This is a genomic window from Enterobacter cloacae complex sp. ECC445 (assembly GCF_021892025.1).
Classification (GTDB): domain Bacteria; phylum Pseudomonadota; class Gammaproteobacteria; order Enterobacterales; family Enterobacteriaceae; genus Enterobacter; species Enterobacter chengduensis.
Map to the genome: position 1 here is coordinate 20,554 of NZ_JAKLRZ010000007.1, position 22,254 is coordinate 42,807.

General features: G+C 57.8%; 26 protein-coding genes and 1 riboswitch. Of the genes, 14 read left to right on the forward strand and 12 right to left on the reverse strand.

The window, feature by feature from the left end; all coding sequences use genetic code 11:
• Positions 1 to 92: 92 nt before the first annotated feature.
• Complete coding sequence (locus tag L6R44_RS08095; protein WP_237423818.1) at positions 93 to 485, forward strand: lysozyme inhibitor LprI family protein; 393 nt, start codon at positions 93 to 95, stop codon at positions 483 to 485.
• A gap of 56 nt (positions 486 to 541) precedes the next feature.
• Here L6R44_RS08095 and rutR read toward each other — a convergent pair whose 3' ends face one another.
• Positions 542 to 1,180: an HTH-type transcriptional regulator RutR gene (gene rutR / locus L6R44_RS08100; protein WP_237423819.1), complete on the reverse strand. Its 639-nt coding sequence runs from the start codon at positions 1,178 to 1,180 to the stop codon at positions 542 to 544.
• 243 nt (positions 1,181 to 1,423) lie between these two features.
• Here rutR and rutA point away from each other — a divergent pair, with 243 nt between their 5' ends.
• From rutA to rutG, 7 genes are read left to right on the forward strand one after another with little or no spacing between them, the layout of a single operon-like run.
• Entirely contained in the window at positions 1,424 to 2,515 is a 1,092-nt protein-coding gene (gene rutA / locus L6R44_RS08105) for a pyrimidine utilization protein A (RefSeq protein ID WP_032638703.1), read from the forward strand.
• Positions 2,515 to 3,204, forward strand: coding sequence for a pyrimidine utilization protein B (gene rutB, locus L6R44_RS08110; RefSeq protein ID WP_237423820.1), 690 nt, complete (start codon positions 2,515 to 2,517; stop codon positions 3,202 to 3,204). The genes rutA and rutB overlap by 1 nt, the downstream gene beginning before the upstream one ends.
• 11 nt (positions 3,205 to 3,215) lie before the next feature.
• The gene (gene rutC, locus L6R44_RS08115) at positions 3,216 to 3,602 is read left to right on the forward strand and encodes a pyrimidine utilization protein C (RefSeq protein ID WP_008499822.1); all 387 of its coding nucleotides are present in this window, start codon (positions 3,216 to 3,218) and stop codon (positions 3,600 to 3,602) included.
• Positions 3,603 to 3,609: 7 nt separating this feature from the next.
• A complete protein-coding gene (gene rutD, locus L6R44_RS08120; RefSeq protein ID WP_237423821.1) occupies positions 3,610 to 4,410 on the forward strand; it encodes a pyrimidine utilization protein D in 801 nt (266 codons plus the stop codon).
• A gap of 9 nt (positions 4,411 to 4,419) precedes the next feature.
• On the forward strand, positions 4,420 to 5,010 hold the full coding sequence (locus L6R44_RS08125; RefSeq protein ID WP_237423822.1) for a malonic semialdehyde reductase: 591 nt from the start codon (positions 4,420 to 4,422) through the stop codon (positions 5,008 to 5,010).
• 9 nt (positions 5,011 to 5,019) lie between these two features.
• On the forward strand, positions 5,020 to 5,514 hold the full coding sequence (gene rutF / locus L6R44_RS08130) for an NADH-dependent FMN reductase RutF (RefSeq protein WP_237423823.1): 495 nt from the start codon (positions 5,020 to 5,022) through the stop codon (positions 5,512 to 5,514).
• A gap of 21 nt (positions 5,515 to 5,535) precedes the next feature.
• Positions 5,536 to 6,858: a pyrimidine utilization transport protein G gene (gene rutG / locus L6R44_RS08135; protein WP_237423824.1), complete on the forward strand. Its 1,323-nt coding sequence runs from the start codon at positions 5,536 to 5,538 to the stop codon at positions 6,856 to 6,858.
• A 73-nt stretch (positions 6,859 to 6,931) separates the two neighbouring features.
• Here rutG and L6R44_RS08140 read toward each other — a convergent pair whose 3' ends face one another.
• From L6R44_RS08140 to L6R44_RS08155, 4 genes are all read right to left on the reverse strand, one after another.
• The gene (locus L6R44_RS08140) at positions 6,932 to 7,432 is read right to left on the reverse strand and encodes a GNAT family N-acetyltransferase (protein ID WP_272930055.1); all 501 of its coding nucleotides are present in this window, start codon (positions 7,430 to 7,432) and stop codon (positions 6,932 to 6,934) included.
• A gap of 27 nt (positions 7,433 to 7,459) precedes the next feature.
• A complete protein-coding gene (locus L6R44_RS08145; RefSeq protein WP_237423826.1) occupies positions 7,460 to 7,729 on the reverse strand; it encodes a type II toxin-antitoxin system TacA family antitoxin in 270 nt (89 codons plus the stop codon).
• Between the two features lie 61 nt (positions 7,730 to 7,790).
• Positions 7,791 to 8,708 (reverse strand): DMT family transporter, encoded by a 918-nt coding sequence (locus L6R44_RS08150; RefSeq protein WP_237423827.1) that lies wholly within the window; start codon positions 8,706 to 8,708, stop codon positions 7,791 to 7,793.
• 116 nt (positions 8,709 to 8,824) lie between these two features.
• Positions 8,825 to 8,998: a general stress protein gene (locus L6R44_RS08155; RefSeq protein ID WP_032639520.1), complete on the reverse strand. Its 174-nt coding sequence runs from the start codon at positions 8,996 to 8,998 to the stop codon at positions 8,825 to 8,827.
• A 390-nt stretch (positions 8,999 to 9,388) separates the two neighbouring features.
• Between L6R44_RS08155 and wrbA the strand changes: the two genes are divergently transcribed.
• Both wrbA and L6R44_RS08165 read left to right on the forward strand, forming a co-directional pair.
• Positions 9,389 to 9,985, forward strand: coding sequence for an NAD(P)H:quinone oxidoreductase (gene wrbA / locus L6R44_RS08160; protein ID WP_032639519.1), 597 nt, complete (start codon positions 9,389 to 9,391; stop codon positions 9,983 to 9,985).
• 20 nt (positions 9,986 to 10,005) lie between these two features.
• Positions 10,006 to 10,233: a YccJ family protein gene (locus L6R44_RS08165; RefSeq protein ID WP_008499832.1), complete on the forward strand. Its 228-nt coding sequence runs from the start codon at positions 10,006 to 10,008 to the stop codon at positions 10,231 to 10,233.
• Between the two features lie 35 nt (positions 10,234 to 10,268).
• Here L6R44_RS08165 and agp read toward each other — a convergent pair whose 3' ends face one another.
• Positions 10,269 to 11,510, reverse strand: coding sequence for a bifunctional glucose-1-phosphatase/inositol phosphatase (agp, locus tag L6R44_RS08170; RefSeq protein WP_032639517.1), 1,242 nt, complete (start codon positions 11,508 to 11,510; stop codon positions 10,269 to 10,271).
• A 151-nt stretch (positions 11,511 to 11,661) separates the two neighbouring features.
• Between agp and L6R44_RS08175 the strand changes: the two genes are divergently transcribed.
• Both L6R44_RS08175 and L6R44_RS08180 read left to right on the forward strand, forming a co-directional pair.
• Entirely contained in the window at positions 11,662 to 12,105 is a 444-nt protein-coding gene (locus tag L6R44_RS08175) for a winged helix-turn-helix transcriptional regulator (RefSeq protein ID WP_237423828.1), read from the forward strand.
• A gap of 124 nt (positions 12,106 to 12,229) precedes the next feature.
• On the forward strand, positions 12,230 to 13,024 hold the full coding sequence (locus tag L6R44_RS08180; protein WP_237423829.1) for an SDR family NAD(P)-dependent oxidoreductase: 795 nt from the start codon (positions 12,230 to 12,232) through the stop codon (positions 13,022 to 13,024).
• Between the two features lie 46 nt (positions 13,025 to 13,070).
• On the opposite strand, the gene L6R44_RS08185 is transcribed toward L6R44_RS08180, so the two are convergent.
• Entirely contained in the window at positions 13,071 to 13,574 is a 504-nt protein-coding gene (locus L6R44_RS08185) for a DedA family protein (protein ID WP_237423830.1), read from the reverse strand.
• A gap of 158 nt (positions 13,575 to 13,732) precedes the next feature.
• Positions 13,733 to 13,902, forward strand: a riboswitch (M-box (ykoK) riboswitch).
• Positions 13,903 to 13,962: 60 nt separating this feature from the next.
• Here L6R44_RS08185 and L6R44_RS08190 point away from each other — a divergent pair.
• Positions 13,963 to 14,964, forward strand: coding sequence for a magnesium transporter (locus L6R44_RS08190; protein WP_237423831.1), 1,002 nt, complete (start codon positions 13,963 to 13,965; stop codon positions 14,962 to 14,964).
• A gap of 41 nt (positions 14,965 to 15,005) precedes the next feature.
• On the opposite strand, the gene L6R44_RS08195 is transcribed toward L6R44_RS08190, so the two are convergent.
• A complete protein-coding gene (locus tag L6R44_RS08195; protein ID WP_237423832.1) occupies positions 15,006 to 16,082 on the reverse strand; it encodes a LacI family DNA-binding transcriptional regulator in 1,077 nt (358 codons plus the stop codon).
• 270 nt (positions 16,083 to 16,352) lie between these two features.
• Here L6R44_RS08195 and L6R44_RS08200 point away from each other — a divergent pair, with 270 nt between their 5' ends.
• A complete protein-coding gene (locus L6R44_RS08200) occupies positions 16,353 to 17,618 on the forward strand; it encodes a maltoporin (RefSeq protein ID WP_237423833.1) in 1,266 nt (421 codons plus the stop codon).
• A gap of 104 nt (positions 17,619 to 17,722) precedes the next feature.
• On the opposite strand, the gene L6R44_RS08205 is transcribed toward L6R44_RS08200, so the two are convergent.
• The 4 genes from L6R44_RS08205 to L6R44_RS08220 form a co-directional block, all read right to left on the reverse strand.
• Entirely contained in the window at positions 17,723 to 17,965 is a 243-nt protein-coding gene (locus L6R44_RS08205; RefSeq protein WP_077064051.1) for a glucose PTS transporter subunit EIIB, read from the reverse strand.
• Positions 17,966 to 18,109: 144 nt separating this feature from the next.
• Complete coding sequence (locus L6R44_RS08210) at positions 18,110 to 20,167, reverse strand: beta-galactosidase (RefSeq protein ID WP_237423834.1); 2,058 nt, start codon at positions 20,165 to 20,167, stop codon at positions 18,110 to 18,112.
• A 27-nt stretch (positions 20,168 to 20,194) separates the two neighbouring features.
• On the reverse strand, positions 20,195 to 21,397 hold the full coding sequence (locus L6R44_RS08215; protein ID WP_237423835.1) for a glycoside hydrolase family 53 protein: 1,203 nt from the start codon (positions 21,395 to 21,397) through the stop codon (positions 20,195 to 20,197).
• Between the two features lie 2 nt (positions 21,398 to 21,399).
• Positions 21,400 to 22,251, reverse strand: a complete 852-nt coding sequence (locus L6R44_RS08220) for a sugar ABC transporter permease (RefSeq protein WP_032639498.1) — start codon at positions 22,249 to 22,251, stop codon at positions 21,400 to 21,402.
• Positions 22,252 to 22,254: the final 3 nt, after the last annotated feature.

The window sequence follows — 22,254 nt, forward strand, 5'->3', positions numbered from 1 at the left end:
CTTTCCCCGGTGGCGCTACGCTAACCGGGGCTACAAAATCACCGTAGGCCGGATAAGCGCAGCGCATCCGGCTTTTTTACATGGAGGGGATGATGAAAAGAGTATTTCTCGCAGGTGTCGCACTGCTGCTGAGCGCCAGCGCGCTGGCCGACGAGTGCGACAAAGCGACCACCCAGCTTGAGCTGAATACCTGCAGCGCGCAGCAGTACCAGGCTGCCGATAAAAAGCTCAACCAGACCTATCAGGCCGCCATCAAACGCGCGGCAGCCCCCCAGCGCGATCTGCTGAAAAAAGCGCAGCAGGCTTGGATTACCCTGCGCGACGCGGACTGCGCGTTTATCGGTTCGGGGACGGAAGGCGGGAGCGTACAGCCGATGATTGTGAACCAGTGCCTGGCGGAAAAAACCGTGGAGCGCGAAGCGTTTCTGGCCTCGCTGATGCAGTGTGAAGAGGGCGACTTAAGCTGCCCTCTCCCGCCGGGCTGATGAGGCAGGGAACTCTTCCCTCTCCCCTTTGGGGAGAGGGGCCAGGGTGAGGGGAACTAGCGCACGCGGATCCCTTCAATAATCATCCGCTGCACGTTTTCCAGGGTGCTGTGGAAAAACGCTTCGTCCTGCAGCGTTTTCCCGGTGACCGCCTCAACCTGGGCCGCAAAGTCAGCGTAATGCTGGGTGGCGGCCCAAATCATAAAGATCAGATGCTGCGGGTCGACCGGTGCCAGCTTTCCGCTGGCGACCCATCCGGCAATAATCGCCGACTTATCGTCCACCAGCTGCTTTAAATCCCCCGTCAGTTCAGCCTGCAGCAGCGGCGCGCCCTGCAGCATCTCAAGACAAAACAGGCGCGACGCCTGCGGGTAATCGCGCGACACCTCCAGCTTCAGGCGGATGTACTCTTTTATCGCCACCAGCGGGGCCAGCTCTTCGCGGAACGCCTTCAGCGGCGCCAGCCAGATATCGAGGATCTGCTGCATCACCGCGACATACAGCGCCTCTTTCGACGGGTAGTAGTAGAGCAGATTGGTTTTGGAGACCCCGGACTGCTCCGCTACCTGCTCCAGCCGCGTGCCGTGAATGCCAAACTGTGAAAACGTCTCCAGCGCCGCGCTGAGGATCGCCTGCTTCTTGGCGCTCACCGCCTGCGAACGTTTACCTGGTGTTTTCACTGCGCCTTGCGTCATTCCCGCTCTCCTTATTCTGCGTTGCCCTCAGCATAGCAAAACCCCCGTCTCGCCACGACATTCTGCACTCCCATCGCGCATGAATGCCTGTTTTCTGTGCAATGTTTTTGACCAGTTAGTCCACTTTTAACCGCATCAATACGCCAACCTTCGATTAACACATTAATAACAAAGTCATTTTCAAAACTGGCACTCCCTTTGCAAAAACGCCAGTACCTGCAACGTAGTGAAGAGAGGTTCGTGATGAAAATTGGCGTATTTGTACCCATCGGCAACAACGGCTGGCTTATCTCGACCGCTGCCCCGCAATACATGCCGACCTTTGAGCTGAATAAAGCCATCGTGCAGAAAGCGGAGCACTACCATTTCGACTTTGCGCTTTCGATGATCAAGCTGCGCGGCTTTGGCGGCAAAACCGAATTCTGGGATCACAACCTGGAGTCCTTCACCCTGATGGCCGGGCTGGCCGCGGTCACCTCGCGGATTCAGATCTACGCCACCGCCGCCACCCTCACCCTGCCCCCGGCGATCGTCGCGCGCATGGCCTCGACCATCGACTCCATCTCCGGCGGGCGCTTTGGCGTCAACCTGGTGACCGGCTGGCAAAAGCCCGAATACGAGCAGATGGGGCTCTGGCCGGGTGACGACTACTTCTCCCGTCGCTACGACTACCTGACCGAGTACGTGCAGGTCCTGCGCGACCTGTGGGGGACCGGCAAAAGCGATTTCAAAGGCGACTTCTTTACCATGAACGACTGCCGCGTCAGCCCGCAGCCGTCGGTGCCGATGAAGGTGATCTGCGCCGGGCAGAGCGACGCGGGAATGGAATTCTCCGCCAAATACGCCGACTTTAACTTCTGCTTCGGCAAAGGCGTCAACACCCCTGCCGCCTTCGCCCCCACCGCGGCGCGCATGAAAGAGGCCGCCGACAAAACCGGACGCGACGTGGGCTCCTACGTGCTGTTTATGGTCATTGCCGACGAAACCGACGACGCCGCGCGCGCCAAATGGGAGCGCTATAAGGACGGCGCCGACGAGGAGGCCCTGAGCTGGCTAACCGAGCAGAGCCAGAAGGACACCCGCTCCGGCGCGGACACCAACGTGCGCCAGATGGCTGACCCGACCTCTGCCGTCAATATCAACATGGGCACGCTGGTCGGCTCGTACGCCAGCGTCGCCAGAATGCTTGACGAAGTGGCGGCCGTGCCCGGGGCGGAGGGCGTTCTGCTGACCTTCGATGATTTCCTCACCGGCGTGGAAACCTTCGGCGAGCGCATCCAGCCGCTGATGCAGTGCCGCGCCCACATTCCTGCCGTGACGAAGGAGGTGGCGTAATGACGACCCTCAACGCACGCCCGGAAGCCATCACCTTCTCGCCGCAGCAGAGCGCGCTGATCGTGGTGGACATGCAAAACGCCTACGCCAGCCAGGGTGGCTATCTGGACCTGGCGGGGTTCGACGTCTCCGCCACCAAACCCGTGATTGAGAACATCAACACCGCCGTCGCCGCCGCGCGCGCCGCGGGCATGCTCATCGTCTGGTTCCAGAACGGCTGGGATGACCAGTACGTGGAGGCCGGCGGGCCCGGCTCGCCCAACTTCCATAAGTCCAACGCCCTGAAAACGATGCGCAAAAACCCAGAACTGCAGGGCAAGCTGCTGGCGAAAGGCGGCTGGGACTATCAGCTGGTGGACGAGCTGGTGCCGCAGCAGGGCGATATCGTCCTGCCGAAACCGCGCTACAGCGGCTTTTTCAATACCCCGCTCGACAGCCTGCTGCGCAGCCGGGGCATTCGCCACCTGGTCTTCACCGGGATCGCCACCAACGTCTGCGTGGAGTCGACCCTGCGCGACGGCTTTTTCCTCGAGTATTTTGGCGTGGTGCTGGAAGACGCGACCCACCAGGCCGGGCCGGAATTCGCCCAGAAGGCGGCCCTGTTCAATATCGAAACCTTTTTTGGCTGGGTCAGTAACGTCAATGATTTCTGCGACGCCCTGAATCCCCCGCTCGCCCGCATCGCCTGAGGAGATATGCTATGCCGAAATCCGTGATTATTCCGCCGGGCACCAGCACGCCCATCGCCCCGTTCGTCCCCGGCACGCTCGCCGACGGGGTGGTGTATGTCTCCGGCACGCTGCCGTTCGATAAAGACAACAACGTGGTGTTTATCAACGACCCAAAGGCGCAAACCCGCCACGTGCTGGAGACGATCAAAACCGTGATCGAAACGGCGGGTGGCACCATGGAGGATGTGACCTTCAACAGCATCTTTATCACCGACTGGAAAAACTACGCCGCGATTAACGAAATCTACGCCGAGTTCTTTCCCGGCGATAAGCCGGCCCGATTCTGCATTCAGTGCGGGCTGGTGAAGCCGGACGCGCTGGTGGAAATCGCCACCGTTGCGCACATCGCGAAGTGAGGCGGCCATGAAACTCTCCGTCTCACCGCCGCCGTATGAGGGTGCGCCCGTGGTGGTCTTGATTTCCGGTCTCGGCGGCAGCGGCAGCTACTGGCTGCCGCAGCTGGCCGCGCTGGAGCCGGAGTATCAGGTGGTGTGCTATGACCAGCGCGGAACGGGCAATAACCCCGACGCCCTGCCGGAAGGCTACAGCCTGGCGCAGATGGCGGACGAACTGGCCCTGGCGCTGGCTGAAGCCGGGATCGCGCGCTACAGCGTCGTCGGTCACGCGCTGGGGGCGCTGGTCGGCCTGCAGCTGGCCCTCGACAGGCCCGAGGCCCTCACCGCGCTGGTGTGCGTCAACGGCTGGTTAACCCTCAACGCCCACACCCGACGCTGCTTTCAGATCCGCGAGCGCCTGCTGCATTACGGCGGCGCGCAGGCGTGGGTTGAGGCGCAGCCGCTGTTTCTCTACCCGGCAGACTGGATGGCCGCCCGCGCGCCCCGTCTGGAGGCCGAAGAAGCGCTGGCGCTGGCCCATTTCCAGGGAAAAGCCAACCTGCTGCACAGGCTCAGCGCCCTGAAAAAGGCCGACTTCAGCCGCCACGCCGCGCGCATTCGCTGCCCGGTACAGCTTATCTGCTCCGCCGACGACATGCTGGTACCCGCGGTCTGCTCGTCCGAGCTGCAGGCGGCTCTCCCGCACAGCCACGGCGCGGTGATGCGCCAGGGCGGGCACGCCTGCAACGTCACCGAGCCGGACACTTTTAACACCCTGCTGCTGAACGGGCTCGCCAGCCTGCTGCACAGCCCCGAACCCGCTTTGTAAGGAGCTTTAATGAGCGAAGCCATTACGCCCGCCGCGCTGGAAACGCTGTTCACCGCTGCCCGCACCCACAACGGCTGGCGGGATATTGCCGTCAGCGACGAAACGCTGCGCGAAATCTACGACCTGATGAAATGGGGCCCCACGTCCGCCAACTGCTCCCCGGCGCGGATTGTCTTTGTGCGAAGCGCGGAGGGAAAAGCGAAGCTGCGCCCGGCGCTCTCCAGCGGCAACCTGGAGAAAACGCTCGCCGCCCCGGTCACGGCGATTGTCGCCTGGGACGGTGAATTCTACGAGCGCCTGCCCGAGCTGTTCCCGCACGGTGATGCCAGAATCTGGTTTACCACCAGCCCCGCGCTGGCGGAAGAGACGGCCTTTCGCAACAGTTCGATGCAGGCCGCCTACCTGATTTTCGCCTGCCGCGCCCTGGGGCTCGACACCGGCCCGATGTCGGGCTTTGACCGGCAAAAAGTCGACGAGGCCTTTTTCACCGGCACCACGCTTAAGAGCAATCTGCTGATCAACATCGGCTACGGCGATACCCGTAAAGTGTACGGGCGCCTGCCGCGCCTGACCTTCGACGATGCCTGCGGGCTGGCGTAAGGAACGACTATGACGACACCGGATAAACAAACCTTTCGCGACGCGATGGCCTGCGTTGGCGCGGCGGTCAACATCATCACCACCGACGGTCCGGCGGGGATGGCAGGCTTCACCGCCAGCGCGGTGTGCAGCGTGACGGACTCACCGCCCACCCTGCTGGTGTGCCTGAATCGCGGCGCGTCCGTCTGGCAGACGTTCAGCGAAAACCGCACCCTTTGCGTGAATACCCTGAGCGCCGGACAAGAGCCGCTCTCTAACCTGTTTGGCGGCAAAACGCCGATGGAGGAACGCTTTGCCGCCGCCCGCTGGCAAACGGGCGACACGGGCTGCCCGCGCCTGGAGGATGCGCTGGCCTCGTTTGACTGCCGCATCGGCCAGGTGGTGAGCGTCGGTACCCACGACATTCTGTTCTGCGACATTGTTTCGATTATTCGCCACCCCGCGCCGCAAGGGCTGGTGTGGTTTGACCGCGGCTACCACGCGCTTATGCGACCCGCCTGTTAAGGCGCTCTAAGGAGACAGACCATGTTCGGATTTCCCCACTGGCAGTTGAAATCGACCTCCACAGACGCAGGCGTGGTCGCGCCTGATGAACGCCTCCCGCTCGGGCAAACGATGGTGATGGGCGTCCAGCACGCGGTCGCCATGTTTGGCGCCACGGTGCTGATGCCGATGCTGATGGGGCTCGATCCCAACCTCTCGATTTTGATGTCGGGTATCGGCACCCTGCTGTTCTTTTTTGTTACCGGCGGACGCGTGCCCAGCTATCTCGGATCCAGCGCCGCCTTTGTGGGCGTGGTTATCGCCACCACCGGCTTTAACGGCCAGGGGATCAATCCTAACCTGAGCGTGGCACTCGGCGGCATCATCGCCTGCGGCCTGGTGTACACCCTGATTGGCCTGGTCGTGATGAAGATCGGCACCCGCTGGATCGAGCGCATGATGCCTCCCGTCGTCACCGGCGCGGTGGTGATGGCGATAGGCCTGAACCTTGCGCCGATTGCGGTGAAAAGCGTCTCCGGCTCGCCGTTTGAAAGCTGGATGGCGGTGATTACGGTGCTGTGCATCGGCCTGGTGGCGGTGTTTACGCGGGGCATGATCCAGCGGCTGCTGATCCTGGTCGGGCTGATTGTCGCCTGTCTGGTCTATGCCCTGCTGGCCAACGTTTTTGGTCTCGGCAAGCCGGTTGATTTTACGCTGCTTCAGCAGGCCGCCTGGTTTGGCCTGCCGCAGGTGACCTCGCCCACCTTTAACGCCCAGGCGATGATGCTTATCGCACCGGTGGCGGTGATCCTGGTGGCGGAAAACCTGGGTCACCTGAAGGCGGTCGCGGGGATGACCGGACGCAGCATGGATCCGTACATGGGCCGCGCGTTTGTCGGTGACGGGCTGGCGACCCTGCTCTCGGGCTCCGTCGGCGGCAGCGGCGTGACCACCTATGCCGAGAACATCGGCGTGATGGCGGTGACCAAAGTCTATTCGACGCTGGTCTTCGTCGCGGCGGCGGTGATGGCAATACTGCTTGGCTTCTCGCCGAAGTTCGGCGCGCTGATCCACACCATTCCGTCACCGGTCATTGGCGGCGCATCAATCGTGGTGTTTGGGCTGATCGCCGTCGCCGGGGCGCGAATCTGGGTGCAGCATCGGGTCGATCTTAGCCAGAACAGCAACCTGATTATGGTGGCGGTCACGCTGGTGCTGGGCGCGGGCGATTTTGCCCTGACGCTGGGCGGGTTTACGATTGGCGGGATTGGTACAGCGACCTTCGGCGCGATCCTGCTTAACGCCCTGCTGAGCCGCCGGATGGCCGCTGCCCCGCAGGGGGAAGTGATGCATCAGGAGTCGTGAAGTCTGCATGTCGGGTAACGGCCGGGCCTTACCCGACTAATCTCGTTAGAACCATCAACAAGATGTACAACGATCAATCTTGCTCAAACAGTCGTTCGATAGATTTTGTCGGAAAGAAAAGAGAATGGCCGTTTTCTCCCGTCAGGGGAATAAAACCCTGCTCAAGATAAAATCGCTTTGCCTGCTCGTTAAGTGCATCAACAAATATTCCGTGTACCCCCACCGCCTGCGATGCCAGATAGACAACCCGCATGGCATGCGCGACGAGCGTCGTTCCCCACGCCTGTCCCTGTATGTTTTTATCAATAGCCAGACGTCCCAGCGTTACGCTGGGCACGTTGCTATAAGGGATGCGCCGCTGCTGCGTCTTAGAGGGAAGCATCTCCCTTTCAAAGCAACTTCCAGACAGCGTGTAATAACCCAGGACTCGCGGATGGTCGCGCGCTTTAAGCAGGTAGCCGCGTAAAATACGTCCATTGTGCTGACGCACCAGATGTTCTGTGAGGAAAACATTTAGCGAGGGTTCACCACAATCGAACTCCCTGAAATCGTAATCTTTTCCCTCTGCAAACATTTCGATCGTGAGATTTTCCACGACGCATCACTCCATGTCTTTAAGACGTTTTGCCGCTCGCTTCAGGCGTTCATTTGGCTCTGGCGGATTGTCGATGGCATCCATCACCGCATTCCATGATGTTTCGTTTAATACGAGACGTCGATGCTGTTCAATGACCTCTGCAGCACGCGCTGACGCACTGTTCAACATAAACTGGGTGATCGTCTGGTTCGTCATCGCCGCCGCTTCTTCAATCATTGTTTTGTCTTCGTCCGTTAAGCGAAGATCGATACGCTGTTTTTTAAGTGCTGGCATGGTTTGCTTCACTGTGTACGGTATTTATCCGTACACATGGTAGATAGGCCGGGCCTTTTTTTCAATCTAAACCTTCTTTAGCGGTCAGGTCGCTCACCTGACTCCGACGCTTTCTGAGCTTTAACTCGCTCACCAGCACCCCGGCGACGATAAACGCCGCGCCCACCAGCGCCAGCAGCGGCAAACGCTCGCCGGCAAGACGGCCGAAAATCCCCGCCCACACCGGTTCACCGGTATAAATCACCGTCGCTCGCGTCGGCGACACGCTGCGCTGCGCCCAGTTCATGGTGACCTGAATAATGGCGCTGAAGATACCCAGCCCCAGCGCGACCACGATCAGGCCGGTGGACATGGGCGGCACGGACTCCCCTGTCGGCACCATTGTCGCAAACGCCACCAGCGACGCCGTCGCAAGCTGCACGACCGTGACCCGCTTGACGTCCACCTTCCCCGCCCAGGCGCTGATCAGAATAATTTCCGCCGCAATCGCAATCGCCCCGACGAGGGTGATGATCTCGCCCGGCCCCAGCGCCAGGAGGTTGTTTTCCGGCCCGGCCAGCAAAATCAGGCCGATAAACGCCAGCACGATGCCGATGCAGGACATCAGCCCCGGCAGCCGCCCCAGGCAAAGCCACTGCAGGAGCGGCACCAGGGGCACATACATGGCGGTGATAAACGCGGATTTACTGCTGGAGATGGTCTGTAACCCCCACGTCTGCAGGCTGTAGCCCATCGCTATCGCCACCCCAATCGCCACGCCGGCCTTAAGCTCTGTTAGCGTCAGGCCACGCAGCGTTTTCAGCGAGATCAGCCCCACGGCTATTGCCGCCGTCGCAAAGCGCAGGCCAACAAAAAAGAAGGGATCGCTGAGGGTCACCGCGTACTGGACGGCCAGAAACGTCCCGCCCCAGAACATGGTGATGAGTATGAGGATAGCTTCCTGCGGTTTAACGGAGAATTTGAAGCGTGAAAAGGACATGCGGCACCAGCAAATAATAACAATTCTCTAGTGTGCGTTGCCTTTGGTTACAGTTCAATGTTGCAGACATAAAAAAACCGCCGGGAAACCCGGCGGCAGGGAGTCAACCCGGCGTACTACTTGTTGCTGCTGCCGTGGCTGTTTTTGCCCCCTTTTTTACCAGCCTCTGATGCACGCTGAGGGTCATTTTTAAAGTTGCCCCCGCTAGACTGGCCACCTTTACGACCTGCTTCTGATGCTCTTTCACGGTCTTCAGCGAAATTACCTGAACCACCACGATGGTTTGCCATCTCTAACCTCCAGAGTGTGAAACATTAGACATCATATTGCATTCAGTAAAAGAGGATTCTTTCACCTCGCAACACAAGGACAGAGCCTTTATCCGTGCCGCGTGAAACTAAGCTTAGTGGAATGAGGTTATCCGGCAAGTCGAAGGTAATATCCTGCAACATGATCTCAGTCTTTCGGGTGAGATGACGCGGCGGTAATTCATAAGCCTTTCTTATCGTTTCAAAAAACCGCCGCCTGAAATTTGTTTCATTTTGCTACAACGCCTTTTTGTAATCATATTGTTATAAATCAAAGAAATGCCGTTCATTTTTGCAGTCTGGCCGTGATGGCATATCTTTAAAAGAACGCAGCGATCCGCTGTCAGAAAAACCAACGAGGAGTGAAGCAAAATGGCAAAAGTTCTGGTGCTCTATTATTCCATGTATGGACACATTGAAACCATGGCTCACGCGGTCGCTGAGGGTGCAAACAAGGTAGACGGCGTAGAGGTTGTGGTAAAACGCGTACCGGAAACCATGAATGCCGAGGCGTTCTTAAAAGCCGGCGGTAAAACGCAAAACGCGCCGCAGGCCACCCCGCAGGAGCTGGCAGACTACGATGCCATTATTTTCGGCACCCCGACCCGCTTCGGCAATATGTCAGGCCAGATGCGCACCTTCCTCGATCAGACGGGCGGGCTGTGGGCCTCTGGGGCGCTTTACGGCAAACTCGCCAGCGTCTTCAGCTCCACCGGCACCGGCGGCGGTCAGGAGCAGACGATTACCTCAACCTGGACGACCCTTGCCCATCACGGGATGGTGATTGTGCCGATTGGCTACGGCGCGCAGGAGCTGTTTGACGTTTCCCAGGTCCGCGGCGGTACGCCGTACGGTGCCACCACCATTGCCGGTGGGGATGGCTCGCGTCAGCCAAGCAATGAAGAACTGGCTATTGCCCGCTATCAGGGTGAATACGTCGCGGGTCTGGCTAAAAAACTGAACGGCTAACACCCAACAGGAGGACAAGCATGCCAACTCAAGAATCCAAAGCTCACCACGTGGGCGAATGGGCAAGTTTACGCAACACCTCTCCGGAGATCGCCGAAGCTATCTTTGAAGTCGCGAAATACGATGAAAAGCTGGCCGAGCAGATATGGGAGGAAGGTAACGATGAGGTGCTGGTGCGCGCCTTCGAAAAAACGGATAAAGACTCGCTCTTCTGGGGCGAGCAAACCATCGAACGTAAAAACGTCTAAGCGTTTCCCCCCGCCATCACGCGGGGGGTTCTCTTTTACTTCGCCGCGTTATTCATTACCGCATTGAATTTATCGACCGGACAGAAACCGTTCGCATCCACCGGACAGCCCTTCAGCTCCAGCGTCACGCGCTGCGCCGGAGACTGCAGCGACAGCACGCTGGCGTTACGCAGCTGCTCCGCGCTCTGATAGACATACTCAATTTTCATCAGCTCCTGATTGGCATTTTTGTCATGCCAGCGCTGGAAGACGATCTTGCCGCCAATCGGGGTACGTTCGTGCTGATCGTGCAGCTGATACGGTTTGAAATCGAGGGCGGTGAGCAGCGACGCGATGTTCGAGTCATGCCCCACCAGCAGGGTGATTTTCGGCGCTTTCGCCCGGTCGGTGACCAGCGTTTTATCGATATACTTCACCAGCGGCTTCGCCACGTTTTGCGCCACCTCGGTGGAGGTAAACAGCGAGTCCTGATAGCCGTTTTTCAGCATCGACAGCACGCGCCACTGCTGGTCGGTCTTGATTTCGCCCCAGGCCACCTGGTCGGCCGGGAAGCCTTCGTAGTACTGTAGCGTGAACGCATCCACCAGCGAGTTACCCACCTTCAGCGGCCCGGATACGCCAGGCTCTTTTTCATAGTCGGCGCTGAAGGTATCCTTCGCGTCCGCCAGCGAGCAGACCTTTTTCTCTTTGCAGGACGGAGAATCGGCGTAGTTCGTCATCTGCTCCAGCAGCTTATAGCTCTCTGTAAGCTGCATTTTCTGCCGTTCCGCCTCCATCGCCTTCAGCGCTTTTTCACGGAATTCCGGCGAGTTATTGGTAATCACCGGATTAAAGGTCGGATCCATGGTGCCCATTTTTTCCTGATGGTGCACAGGAATGTCGCAGCCCGGGAACGCCCCGGTAATGAAGAACTGCGCGGTCGCAACGGTACGCTGCAGGCTGTTGGCGTAAGCATAAACGCTCTGCGCCGGTGGACATTCGCCGGTGGTCACCATCCCCTGCTGCGCCAGCCACTCGCGCATGTAATGGCCCATGTAGACTTCCAGCACGCCGCCTTTGGTGGTGAGCTGGCCGCCCGGCACCTCCCATTCAGGCCACTGCTTCGGCGTGGACTGCTCCAGCACGCTGCCGTTGTTGGCAAGCGGCGCGCGCAGGTTATGACGACTCATGATTAAAACTTGTTCCAGCTGATATCCTTCCGGCGTCTCTTGCGCCTGCACGCCAAACGTTGCTGAAATGGAACCGGCGACTGCCAGCGCGAGTAGTGCTTTTCTCATCCCTAATTCCTCACTCGTTTTAAATGTCGCGTTCAGTGTGACAGATTGGTGACAATTTTCCGGGAAGCATTTCTCAAACTGATGATTAACGTGCTTACGGTGTGTGCCAATTAGTTTTATAATAAAACCATACCCTACCGGAGAATTGCTTGTGAAACGTACCCGCCTTGAAGAGAGCCCCTGCCCCGTCGCCCGTTCGCTGGATATCATCGGCGACTGGTGGTCGTTGCTGATTGTTCGCGACGCGCTGCGCGGAATTAAGCGCTTCGGCGAGTTTCAGAGAAGCCTCGGCATCGCGAAAAACATGCTGACCACGCGGCTCAAGCTGCTGGTTGATGAGGGGATCCTCCGGCTTCAGCCCGCGTCCGACGGCAGCGCCTGGCAGGAGTATGTCCTGACCGATAAGGGCCGCGCCCTGCAGACGGTGCTGGTTGCCCTCTCCCAGTGGGGGAATGAATTTTTGTTTGCGGAAAACGAATGCGGCACCGTGCTGGTCGATACCGAACAGCGTAAACCCCTGCGCAAACTGGCGCTTATCGCCGACGACGGGCGCGAACTGGCGCCTGAAGAGATCGTGGCTAAACTCCCCTCCTGAACCTTCCCGACGGTAAAAGCACAAAACGATCGCAAAATTGGTTGCATTATAAAACCAAATGATGGAGAGTTAATTAAGTTTCATATTGAAACCAAATAACCCACTTTGCTTGAGGTAACACACGATGACTACGCACATCACCACCGCCCTGATTACTGGCGCCTCTTCCGGGATTGGTGCCGTTTATGCCGACCGTCTTGCCGCGCGCGGCGCTAACCTGGTGCTGGTCGCCCGTCGTGAGGATCGTCTGAAATCCCTCGCCGCCGACCTGCGCGCGCGCTATGGCGTCACCGTCGATATTCTGGTGGCCGATCTCACCGATGAAGCCGGGATCCGCGCCGTAGAAGAAGAGCTGCGCAGCAATACCGCCATTGATACGCTGATTAACAACGCGGGCACCGCGCAGATGGCGCCCTTCCTCGCGGGCGATGTGGCGCAGCATCAGGCCATCAATACCCTGAACACCACGGCCCTGATGCGGCTGACCTATGCGGCGCTGCCGCGGCTGGCGCAGAACAATCGCGGTACCTTAATCAATATCGCCTCCGTGCTGGCCCTGCACGTGCGGGCGGGCAGCGCGCTTTACAGCGCCACCAAGGCGTGGGTGCTGAGCTTTACCCGCGGGCTGCAGGAGGAATTTGCCGACAGCAGCGTGCGCATTCAGGCCGTGCTGCCCGCCGCCACGGCGACGGAAATCTGGAGCCATTCCGGCGTCACGGTGAACGATCTGCCGGAAGGATCGGTGATGACCACCGACGATATGGTGGATGCCTCGCTGGCGGGTCTGGATCTAGGCGAACCGATCACCATCCCCCCGATGCATGACGAAGGGCTCTGGGAGCGTTACGAAGCGGCGCGCCTTGAGCTGTTTAACAGCGCGCGCACCGGCATCCCGGCCCCGCGCTACGCGAAGCAGTAGCCTGGCGCTATCTGGCGTCCATACGGTGGAATGGAGAGTTTGCCACTCAGAAGGCGCTGATGCCGGTGACGATGCCGACATACAGCGCCGCCCACGCGCAGGCGGAAAGCAGGCTGACGACGTAGACCTTGACGGCGTTCAGCCTGAGCATTCCCGCTGCCAGCGGGACGATGTAGCGCAGCACCGCCAGAAAGCGCGACGTAAAAAGTGCGATGGCACCGTTCTTTTGCAGCTGATGCTGTACCTGCAAAAACCTGTCGGCATGCTTCAACGTAAAGCGCGCGACCAGCCGGGTGTGCCCCATCAGCTGGCCGATATGGTAATTCAGCACCGACCCCGCCGTTGCCCCCATCACGACGGCGAGCCACGCCAGCCCGGGATGCATGCTCGCCTGGCTGACGGTAATGCCCGCCAGCAGCATCACCGACGCGGGCGGCAGCACGGAGGAGATCAGCACCGTCGACTTGCTTAGCGCCATCATAAATAACAGCGCGAACAGCTGTGCCGGATAGAGCGCAAAATGATTCAGCAGATTATCAAACCACGCCATTTCCCCTCCTCCGTTAATTATTTAATCCTCCATTTAAAAGGAGCAACATTAAATAAAACCTCAACATTGCATTAATAATATTATTTTAAACCGTTCTTAAACGTTATTTAAATTCCCGAGCGGTGAATTTAAATATGCGTATTATCCCTCACGTTTTACAACGATCTCGTTATGGCGAGGCTCCTGTACAAATACACGTTATCGCTCTGGTGGGTTCGAGAGAACCGGCACAGGGTAAAACAGGCACTGTCGAATCAAGGCTTTGTCAGTATAACTTCCCTTGCGGGATACGGTGTACAGTGCTGAACCCAGGACGTGGGGATCTCCTCTTCGACATGCCCTGTCTTGCTCGCCCCTGAGAGATGTTATTATTCAAAGGGAATTCACTATGTCTTACGCTATTCACAATCAAAACCCGGGATTCAACGACAGCGCCATCGCGCAATATATGAATACCGATTTTATCGTTCTCGATATTTCATTATGCGTGGCCCTGGCCCGCGAGCAATTCTTCGAAAAATTAAAAGATGACGATATTCCGTCACATATTTTTATTGAAGACAATGATCGCCTGGCGGGCATGATTGCGGTGCGTAAACTGCTGCAGACCGCCGATACGGTACAGCCGGTGAAATCGCTGATGATTTCGCAGTTCCTGCAGGTCAAGCCGGAGGATGAACGTGCCGATGTCGCCGGTCTGCTGGCGCACGGCGGCGCGGATGTCGTGCCGGTGGTCACCCATGGGAAGCTCGTCGGCTGCCTGACCGAGCGCGAAATCGCCCATCTGCTGGAGGATGACGTCACCGAGGACGCCCAGCTTCAGGGGGCGACGCTGCCGCTGGAGAAGCCCTATCTGGAAACCAGCGCCTTTAGCCTGTGGAAGAAACGCTCCGTCTGGCTGCTGCTGCTGTTTGTCGCGGAAGCCTACACCAGTTCGGTGATCCAGCACTTCGAAGAGGCGCTGGAGTCCGCCATTGCGCTGGCGTTCTTTATTCCGCTGCTGATCGGCACGGGCGGCAACAGCGGGACGCAGATCACCTCCACGCTGGTGCGCGCCATGGCGCTGGGGGAAGTCCACCTGCGCGACGTCGGGCGCGTGCTGCGTAAAGAGATGACCACCTCGCTGATGATCGCCGTGACGCTGGGTATCGCCGGGTGTATCCGCGCCTGGATGATGGGGATTGGGCTGGAAATCACGCTTATCGTCAGCCTGACGCTGGTGTGCATTACGCTCTGGAGCGCGATCGTGTCGTCCGTGATTCCGATGGTGCTCAAGCGCTGCGGCATTGACCCGGCGGTCGTCTCCGCGCCGTTTATCGCGACGCTCATCGACGGCACCGGGCTGATTATCTACTTCAAAATCGCCCAGTACACGCTGGGGCTGGAGTAATCTTGCGAGCACCGCTTTCTGTGATTGCGGTGCTCACGCCGCTACGCGTCACCAAGCTGATGCGCAATCTCGCGCAGCTGCTGGGCCAGCGCCTGGAGATTTTTCCCCTTCTCCCCTTTTGGCCCGGTAGACTGCCGCACCACCAGACGAGCAGGCAAAATCGAGGACATACGCAGCGCATTATCTTCGCCACTGTCCAGAATACGCCGCACCGCCTCTTTACCCTGCAGATCTAAATCCAGCGAGACCGTCGTTAGCGCCGGGTAGAAAAACGAGCTTTCGTAGGTGTCATCGTAGCCAATCACCGACTTCTCGCCCGGAATTGAAATTTGCTGCTGATGGAACGCGCTCAGGACGCCGAGTGCCATCTGGTCGTTGCCCACCAGCACGGCGGAAAAGTGCGGCGTTTCGCGCAGCATCTGCAGCGCGCCGGCATACCCGCTCTGTGCATCCCAGTTGCCGCGGATCACCGAGGCAGGCTCCAGGCCATAACCCTTCAGGGTTTCGACCCAGCTTTTGAGCCTCAGCTGCGCCGAGACAGAGGACTCTGGCCCCGCCAGCAGGGCGATGTCGCGGTGGCCCAGTTCGTAGAGGTATTTAACGCTCGCACGGGTACCGTCAGCCGGGTTAAACGAAACGTTAAACACGGAGCTGAACGGGTCCACATCCAGGAACAAACAGACGATATCGTCGTTGTCTGTGGCGATTTTCTGCGCCTCTTCGGCCTCCAGCGGCACGTTGATGATCACCTTGCTCACCAGCTGAGACTTCAGTTCGTTGATAGAGTCCTGAATGCTGTGGTTGACGTTCTCATCGATCATTGAAATCAGGACCTGATAACCCTCCACGTTCGCATAGCGTTTTACCGCCGCCGCCACCTGAGAAGGGGCATGCAACGCGAGCGAAATTGTCACCAGCCCGACGGTCTGAGTCTGTTTGCCGACCAGCTGCTGAGCCAGGCGGTTGGGCACATACCGTAATAACTCTATGGATTTCTCCACCTTGCTACGCGTGGCGTCGGATACGTTGGCAGATTTATTCAGTACCCTGGACACGGTCTGATAGGAGACGCCCGCATGGCGTGCCACGTCCTCTAACGTTGCGCTTTTCGACTTCATGGTCCGGTTCCTTATGCTGTTATGCGCTGATTGTAACAGGGGCGCTGAAAAAAAACGCTAATCACCCTCTCACTGCTGGCATAACGCACCAAAAAAAGTATGACGCTCACAATACCGCACCCCCTGAAAAATCTCATTAATTGATACAAAATTGTCTATTTTATTTGCACTTAATCACACATTTATGATCGCGCAATTGCCAGCTGGAGGGTTTAGGCATTTTATGACAGCGGATTTGTGAACGTATTACAAAACAATAAGAGGGTAACAATGAACACGACGATCCGCTCTGTATCTATTGCGCTGGCCGCGGCGCTAGCGTCTCCTTCGCTGTTTGCAGCGTCTTCAGTACCGATTGATTTTCATGGATATCTTCGCTCCGGCGTGGGCGTCTCACGGGATGGTGGGATGGAGGAGTGGCAAAAAAATAAAATTGGCCGTCTGGGTAACGAAGCCGACACCTACGGCGAGCTGGAGCTGGGCTCTGAGGTTTACAAAAAGAACGACGTCAGCTTCTACCTCGACAGTATGGTGAGCATGGTGTCTGACGGCTCTAACGATAACGAGACTACCTTCGGTGATGATGCCCAGTTCGGTCTTCGTCAGCTGAACCTGCAAATAAAAGGCCTGATCCCGGGCGATCCTAACGCGGTGATTTGGGGCGGTAAACGCTATTACCAGCGCCATGACCTGCACATCATTGATACCAAATACTGGAATATCTCGGGTTCCGGCGCGGGTATTGAGAACTATACGCTCGGCCCAGGCGCGGTCTCCGTGGCGTGGATCCGCGGCGATGCCAACGACGTAGACTATCGCGTTGACGGTGATAACGACGTGAACATCAACTACATCGATCTGCGCTATGCGGGCTGGAAACCATGGGCAGGCGCCTGGACCGAAGTCGGTATCGACTACGCTATGCCCAACCCAACCAACAAGCAGAAAGAGTACGGCGGGCTCTACGAGGCCGATAACGGCGTGATGGTGACCGGCGAAATCAGCCAGGACATGCTGGGGGGTTACAACAAGCTGGTGCTGCAGTACGCCAACAAAGGGCTGGCGCAGAACATGGTGTCCCAGGGTGGCGGCTGGTACGACATGTGGAACTATGTGAACGATGCCAGCGGCTACCGCGTGATCAACACCGGCCTAATTCCCATTACCGACAAGCTCTCCTTCAACCACGTGTTGACCTGGGGGTCGGCGGACGACACCACGCAATTTACCGATAAATCGCGCCTGGTTTCCCTGGTCGGCCGCGCGCAGTATCAGTTCACCGAGTATGTCCGCCTGATTGGCGAAGTGGGTGGTTTCTATCAGAAAGATACCTACACCGACGGCTCGAACTACAAGCAGAGCGGCGAGAAGTATACCCTCGCGCTGGGTCTGGCAGACGGTCCTGATTTTATGTCACGTCCGGAACTGCGCGTGTTTGCCTCCTACCTGAATGATTCCGAAAAAGGAAAATCGTTCGAGGACGGCACGGCGAATAATACCTGGAACTTTGGCGTACAGGTCGAAGCCTGGTGGTAAGTCTTCATTTTTAAAATGCGTTAATCGTTATTGTATCTCCAGCTATTTGCAGCCTCTCTCTCTGCTCGGGGATAGCCATTATTTTGGCTATCCCTTTTTTATATTTAATGATTAAAATGTTTATCTAATAACTGGCGTAATGTATCAGACTGCCTGCCAAATATGGCGTGCACCTGCTGACCGATAATAATTACGCCCAGCGCCCCTTCATTCTGTAAGGCCTGTGAATCAACCTTATTTAAATCTTTAACCGTTACGCGCAGGCGGGTAATACAGGCTTCGACGTGTTCGATATTATCATCACCGCCAAACGCGGGAATTAAACGCTGGGTTATTTGACTGTCCATAATACGCCTCGTGATATGCAGATAAAAAAATGCCTGCTCGTGGAGCAGGCGTTCTGTGCCTTGTTGCCCGGCGGCGCTTCGCTTGCAGCGCCTACGGGTTAGGTAGGCCGGGTAAGCGCAGCGCCACCCGGCAATAAAACCGCACTACGCTTTACGCCTGAGCACCCGACAGTCCCACGCCAGCAGCACGGTATCGCCCGCTGCGGCGGCGTCTGTCATGCAGTCGGTATACCCCTGCGGCAGCGTGATGTACTGCTGCTGGGCGGTAAAGTTCTGCACAAACACCCAGGTGGTTTCGCCGTCCGTGCGCGCCGTCGCGACCACGCCCGGTGGAAAATCCCCTTCGACCGCGCGCGGCAGCGCCAGCTCGTTGATAATGGCGGCGAAGAAATCGCGCTGGAACGGCAGATCGTTGCGCGACGCCACGTGCCACGCCTTGCCTTTCCCAAAGCGATTGACCGTCACCGCAGGGCGACCGGCGTAGAAATCATCCCGGTAGGTCGCCAGCACCTGCGCGGACTCAGCGTGGATCAGCTCGCACAGATGACGGACCTGATACGGCCCCTGTAGCCCCGACGCATTACCCGCCAGCCCCTGAACCAGGTTACGTTCGCCGTCATCCAGGCAGTCTATCTCCTCAGCCCAGACCCCCACCAGCTTGCGCAACGGTCCCGGGAATCCTTCCAGATGGCAAAGATCCGTTTCATTCACCACCCCGCTCCAGTAGGTCGTCACCAGATGCCCGCCCGCAGCGACAAAGGCCTCCGCCCGTTCAGCAAAGCCCTCGCGCACCATGTAGAGCATTGGCGCAATGACCAGCGCGTACGGGCTGAGATCGCAATCGGCGTCAATAATATCCACCGCGATGCCCTGCTCCCAGAACGGACGATAGTGCTCGTTAACGGTTTTCTCGTACTCCATCCCCTTGTTGCGCGGCCCTTCGGCATCGTCCAGCGCCCAGCGGTTTTGCTGGTCGAAAATAATCGCCACCCGGGCTTCTGTGCGACAGCCCGCGACATCCGGCAAACGTTCAAGCATTTCACCGAGGCGCGTCACTTCCCGCCCGACGCGGGTATCAAGGTGGCCCACGTGATCGATCACCGCGCCGTGGAATTTCTCCACCGACCCGCGGCTTTTACGCCACTGGAAGTACTGCACTGAATCCGCCCCGTGCGCTACCGCCTGAATAGACGAGAGAATGTGCATCCCAGGCTTTTTCAGCTTGCTGGTCGGCTGCCAGTTAGTCGTGCTCGGCGTGGACTCCATCAGCACAAAGGGTTTGCCGCCCTTAAGGCTGCGCATCATGTCGTGATACATGGCGGTATAGCAGGCGAGCGCCGTTTCGTCTTTCTCCTTGTGCCACATCGGGTAACTGTCCCAGGAGATGAAGTCGATCGCTTCAGCAAGCTGCCAGTAGTCGTAATCGTAGAAATACTCCATAAAGTTGGTGGTCACCGGCAGTTGTGCATTCGCGGCTTTCAGCGGGGCCACCTCATGGCGGCAGAAATCCGTCACCTGCGCGGTGTTGAAACGCCGCCAGTCGAGGTTCAGGCCATGAATCGACACTTCACCCTGCGGCGCGGGAGACGCAATCTGCGACCAGTCGGTGTAGGTATGGCTCCAGAAGGTGCTCCACCATGCATGGTTCAGCGCGTCGAGGGTGTTGTAGCGCGCCTTCAGCCAGTCGCGAAAGCGTGACTGGCACAGGTCACAGTGGCATTCTCCGCCGTACTCATTGGAGATATGCCAGCCCAGCACCGCCGGATGGTGTGAATATCGCTCAGCCAGCAGGGCGTTTATTTGTAGCGTTTTAGCCCGGTACACCGGGGATGACATGCAGTGGTTATGACGACCTCCGTGCAGCGCGGGCACGCGGTTGCGCCCGACGCGCAGCACCTCAGGATATTTTTGCGACATCCAGGCCGGGCGCGCGCCGCTTGGCGTCGCCAGGAAAATATGAATACCGGCCGCATAGAGTTTTTCAATAATATTATCCAGCCACGCAAAATCATATTCTCCCTCGCGCGGCTCGAGCTTCGCCCAGCTAAATATCCCCACCGACATCACATTGCATTTCGCCTGCTGCATCATGGCGATGTCTTTTTCAATAATACCGGGGTAATTCTCCCATTGCTCCGGGTTATAGTCGGCGCCATGCAATAACGCCGCGACCTTCGAGCTTAAAGGCGCAAATTTATTCATATTAAAAAGGTCCTGAATGAAAATAAATTACTTAAATACCGTTACCGACGGCAGCACTTTTCCCTGACAATCAAATAACGCCTGGTTTTCGCGGGCATTTCCCTCTTTCCAGTCGTCATGGATATATTTCATGCCGGTTTTGGTCGCCCACGTGGTACCCGGCACGGCGATCCAGGTAGGCTCCCAGTAAAAGATCCCCTTGCCGCGATGGTCCGGAACATCAATAACGGACTGCATTAAATCGTGAATATAATCGTACTGACCCTGAACGGTGCCCGGATAGCCGCCGTCTTTTTCTTCTTTCGCCTGGAAGCTGTTCTCGGCGTTATCGCAGTTTTCCAGCGTATAGCCGTAGGCCGCTTCTACCACAATGACGTCTTTGTTATAGCGTTTGCTGATGTCGTCCATATTGGCCTTCAGCGCGCTGATTGGGCCGTTCCAGTAGGTGTACATCGACAGGCCGATAATATCGAACGGCACGTTGCGCCTGGTGATTTCATCAAACCACCAGCGGAAGGTGTCATTTTTGGTCCCTTCCGCCAGATGCAGCATGATCTTCACCTGTTCACCGTCGGTCAGGTTCTCTTTTAGCCCGCCAATGGCAGCAGTGAGCAAACCGGCCAGGCGGTCAAATTCGCCGCCGCCCTGCCCCCAGCTTTTCCCTTCCGGCCACAGCATGCCGCCGTTGATTTCGTTACCGATCTGCACCATGTCCGGCAGGACGCCCTCTTTCTTAAAGCGGGCAATCGCGTCGCGGGTGTAGTCGTGGATCGCCGTTTTGAGCTGCGGGTAGTCCATCTTTTCCCAGGCTTTTGGCTTGTACTGTTTGCCCGGATCGGTCCAGAAATCGCTGTAGTGGAAATCGAGCAGCAGCTTCAGGCCCTGCGCTTTCACGCGCTTCGCCAGCGTAATTGTGTTTTCCAGGCTGTTACTGCCGCCTCCGTAGGTATTGCCATCCGAATCCTGCGGATCAACCCACAGGCGCAGGCGCACATAGTTCACGCCGTTCGCTTTGAGGATCGCTATCGCATCCTGCAGCTGACCGTTCTGATTATAAAATTTCGCACCGTGCTGTTCGGCTTCCAGCAGGGTCGAAATATCCGCCCCCTTGATGAAATCCGCCGGCATAGCGTTAAAAGGACGCGTTTTCACCGCGTCGGCAGCAAAAGCGCCTGCGGCAAGGCCACATGAGAGGCAAACGGCGAGCAAAGCGGGTTTGAGTCTTTTCATGATTATCCTTTGGTACTCCCGGAGGTCAGGCCGGAGACGAAGTATTTTTGTAACGCCAGGTAGAGGATCGCCACCGGTACGGCAATCAACACCGCGCCTGCCGCGTAGGTGGTGTAGCTGGCACCCATTTTTTGCGCCACCAGGTTATAAAGCCCAATGGGTAACGTGAATTTGTCCGGGGTGCGCAAGATGGTGCTGGAGAGAATGAAATCGCCCAGCGGCCCGGTGAAGGAAAAGAGCGCCACCACCGCCACAATCGGCTTCGAAAGCGGCATGATGATTTCGATGAAAATCCGGAAATTGCTGGCCCCGTCCATGCGCGCGGACTCGTCCAGATCTTTCGGGATGGCATCGAGATAGCCTTTCATCAGATAGGTGTTCATCGGGATCATGCCGCCCACGTAGATCAGCACCAGCGCGAGATGGCTATTGATGAGGCCCAGCAGCTGCGACAGCACGAAGATGGCAATCAGCGCCGAGAACTGGGGAATCATCTGCAGCAGCAGGAACAGCATCAGCCCGTTCTGACGCCCCTTAAAGCGGAAGCGCGAGAAGGCATAGGCCGTAAAGCTCACGCTGATGAGGGTCAGCACCATGGTCAGAAAGCTGATTTTCATCGAGTTCCAGTACCAGGTCATGTAGTTCACCTGGCCGTTGAACAGGTCGGCATAGTGCTGGACCGAAAAGTTCTCCGGAATAATCGACGAGCTGAGCAGGCTGTTACCGGCGTTGAATGACGCCCCGACCGTCCACACCAGCGGGTAAATGATGATTGTCGACACCAGCACGATAACCAGCCAGGAGAGCGAGAGGCGTACCCACTTCTCACGTTTAATACTTGGTGATTGAGCCATTGT

Bases quoted from the DNA above. Each gene is read 5' to 3' on its own strand.
- rutA (WP_032638703.1), top strand. From the start codon at position 1,424: ATGAAAATTGGCGTATTTGTACCCATCGGCAACAACGGCTGGCTTATC.
- L6R44_RS08190 (WP_237423831.1), top strand. From the start codon at position 13,963: ATGTCTTACGCTATTCACAATCAAAACCCGGGATTCAACGACAGCGCC.
- L6R44_RS08195 (WP_237423832.1), bottom strand. From the start codon at position 16,082: ATGAAGTCGAAAAGCGCAACGTTAGAGGACGTGGCACGCCATGCGGGC.
- rutD (WP_237423821.1), top strand. From the start codon at position 3,610: ATGAAACTCTCCGTCTCACCGCCGCCGTATGAGGGTGCGCCCGTGGTG.
- L6R44_RS08200 (WP_237423833.1), top strand. From the start codon at position 16,353: ATGAACACGACGATCCGCTCTGTATCTATTGCGCTGGCCGCGGCGCTA.
- L6R44_RS08125 (WP_237423822.1), top strand. From the start codon at position 4,420: ATGAGCGAAGCCATTACGCCCGCCGCGCTGGAAACGCTGTTCACCGCT.
- rutC (WP_008499822.1), top strand. From the start codon at position 3,216: ATGCCGAAATCCGTGATTATTCCGCCGGGCACCAGCACGCCCATCGCC.
- rutR (WP_237423819.1), bottom strand. From the start codon at position 1,180: ATGACGCAAGGCGCAGTGAAAACACCAGGTAAACGTTCGCAGGCGGTG.
- L6R44_RS08215 (WP_237423835.1), bottom strand. From the start codon at position 21,397: ATGAAAAGACTCAAACCCGCTTTGCTCGCCGTTTGCCTCTCATGTGGC.
- L6R44_RS08150 (WP_237423827.1), bottom strand. From the start codon at position 8,708: ATGTCCTTTTCACGCTTCAAATTCTCCGTTAAACCGCAGGAAGCTATC.
- L6R44_RS08180 (WP_237423829.1), top strand. From the start codon at position 12,230: ATGACTACGCACATCACCACCGCCCTGATTACTGGCGCCTCTTCCGGG.
- L6R44_RS08205 (WP_077064051.1), bottom strand. From the start codon at position 17,965: ATGGACAGTCAAATAACCCAGCGTTTAATTCCCGCGTTTGGCGGTGAT.
- L6R44_RS08165 (WP_008499832.1), top strand. From the start codon at position 10,006: ATGCCAACTCAAGAATCCAAAGCTCACCACGTGGGCGAATGGGCAAGT.
- L6R44_RS08140 (WP_272930055.1), bottom strand. From the start codon at position 7,432: ATGTTTGCAGAGGGAAAAGATTACGATTTCAGGGAGTTCGATTGTGGT.
- agp (WP_032639517.1), bottom strand. From the start codon at position 11,510: ATGAGAAAAGCACTACTCGCGCTGGCAGTCGCCGGTTCCATTTCAGCA.
- rutB (WP_237423820.1), top strand. From the start codon at position 2,515: ATGACGACCCTCAACGCACGCCCGGAAGCCATCACCTTCTCGCCGCAG.
- rutG (WP_237423824.1), top strand. From the start codon at position 5,536: ATGTTCGGATTTCCCCACTGGCAGTTGAAATCGACCTCCACAGACGCA.
- L6R44_RS08095 (WP_237423818.1), top strand. From the start codon at position 93: ATGAAAAGAGTATTTCTCGCAGGTGTCGCACTGCTGCTGAGCGCCAGC.
- L6R44_RS08155 (WP_032639520.1), bottom strand. From the start codon at position 8,998: ATGGCAAACCATCGTGGTGGTTCAGGTAATTTCGCTGAAGACCGTGAA.
- L6R44_RS08185 (WP_237423830.1), bottom strand. From the start codon at position 13,574: ATGGCGTGGTTTGATAATCTGCTGAATCATTTTGCGCTCTATCCGGCA.
- rutF (WP_237423823.1), top strand. From the start codon at position 5,020: ATGACGACACCGGATAAACAAACCTTTCGCGACGCGATGGCCTGCGTT.
- wrbA (WP_032639519.1), top strand. From the start codon at position 9,389: ATGGCAAAAGTTCTGGTGCTCTATTATTCCATGTATGGACACATTGAA.
- L6R44_RS08220 (WP_032639498.1), bottom strand. From the start codon at position 22,251: ATGGCTCAATCACCAAGTATTAAACGTGAGAAGTGGGTACGCCTCTCG.
- L6R44_RS08145 (WP_237423826.1), bottom strand. From the start codon at position 7,729: ATGCCAGCACTTAAAAAACAGCGTATCGATCTTCGCTTAACGGACGAA.
- L6R44_RS08210 (WP_237423834.1), bottom strand. From the start codon at position 20,167: ATGAATAAATTTGCGCCTTTAAGCTCGAAGGTCGCGGCGTTATTGCAT.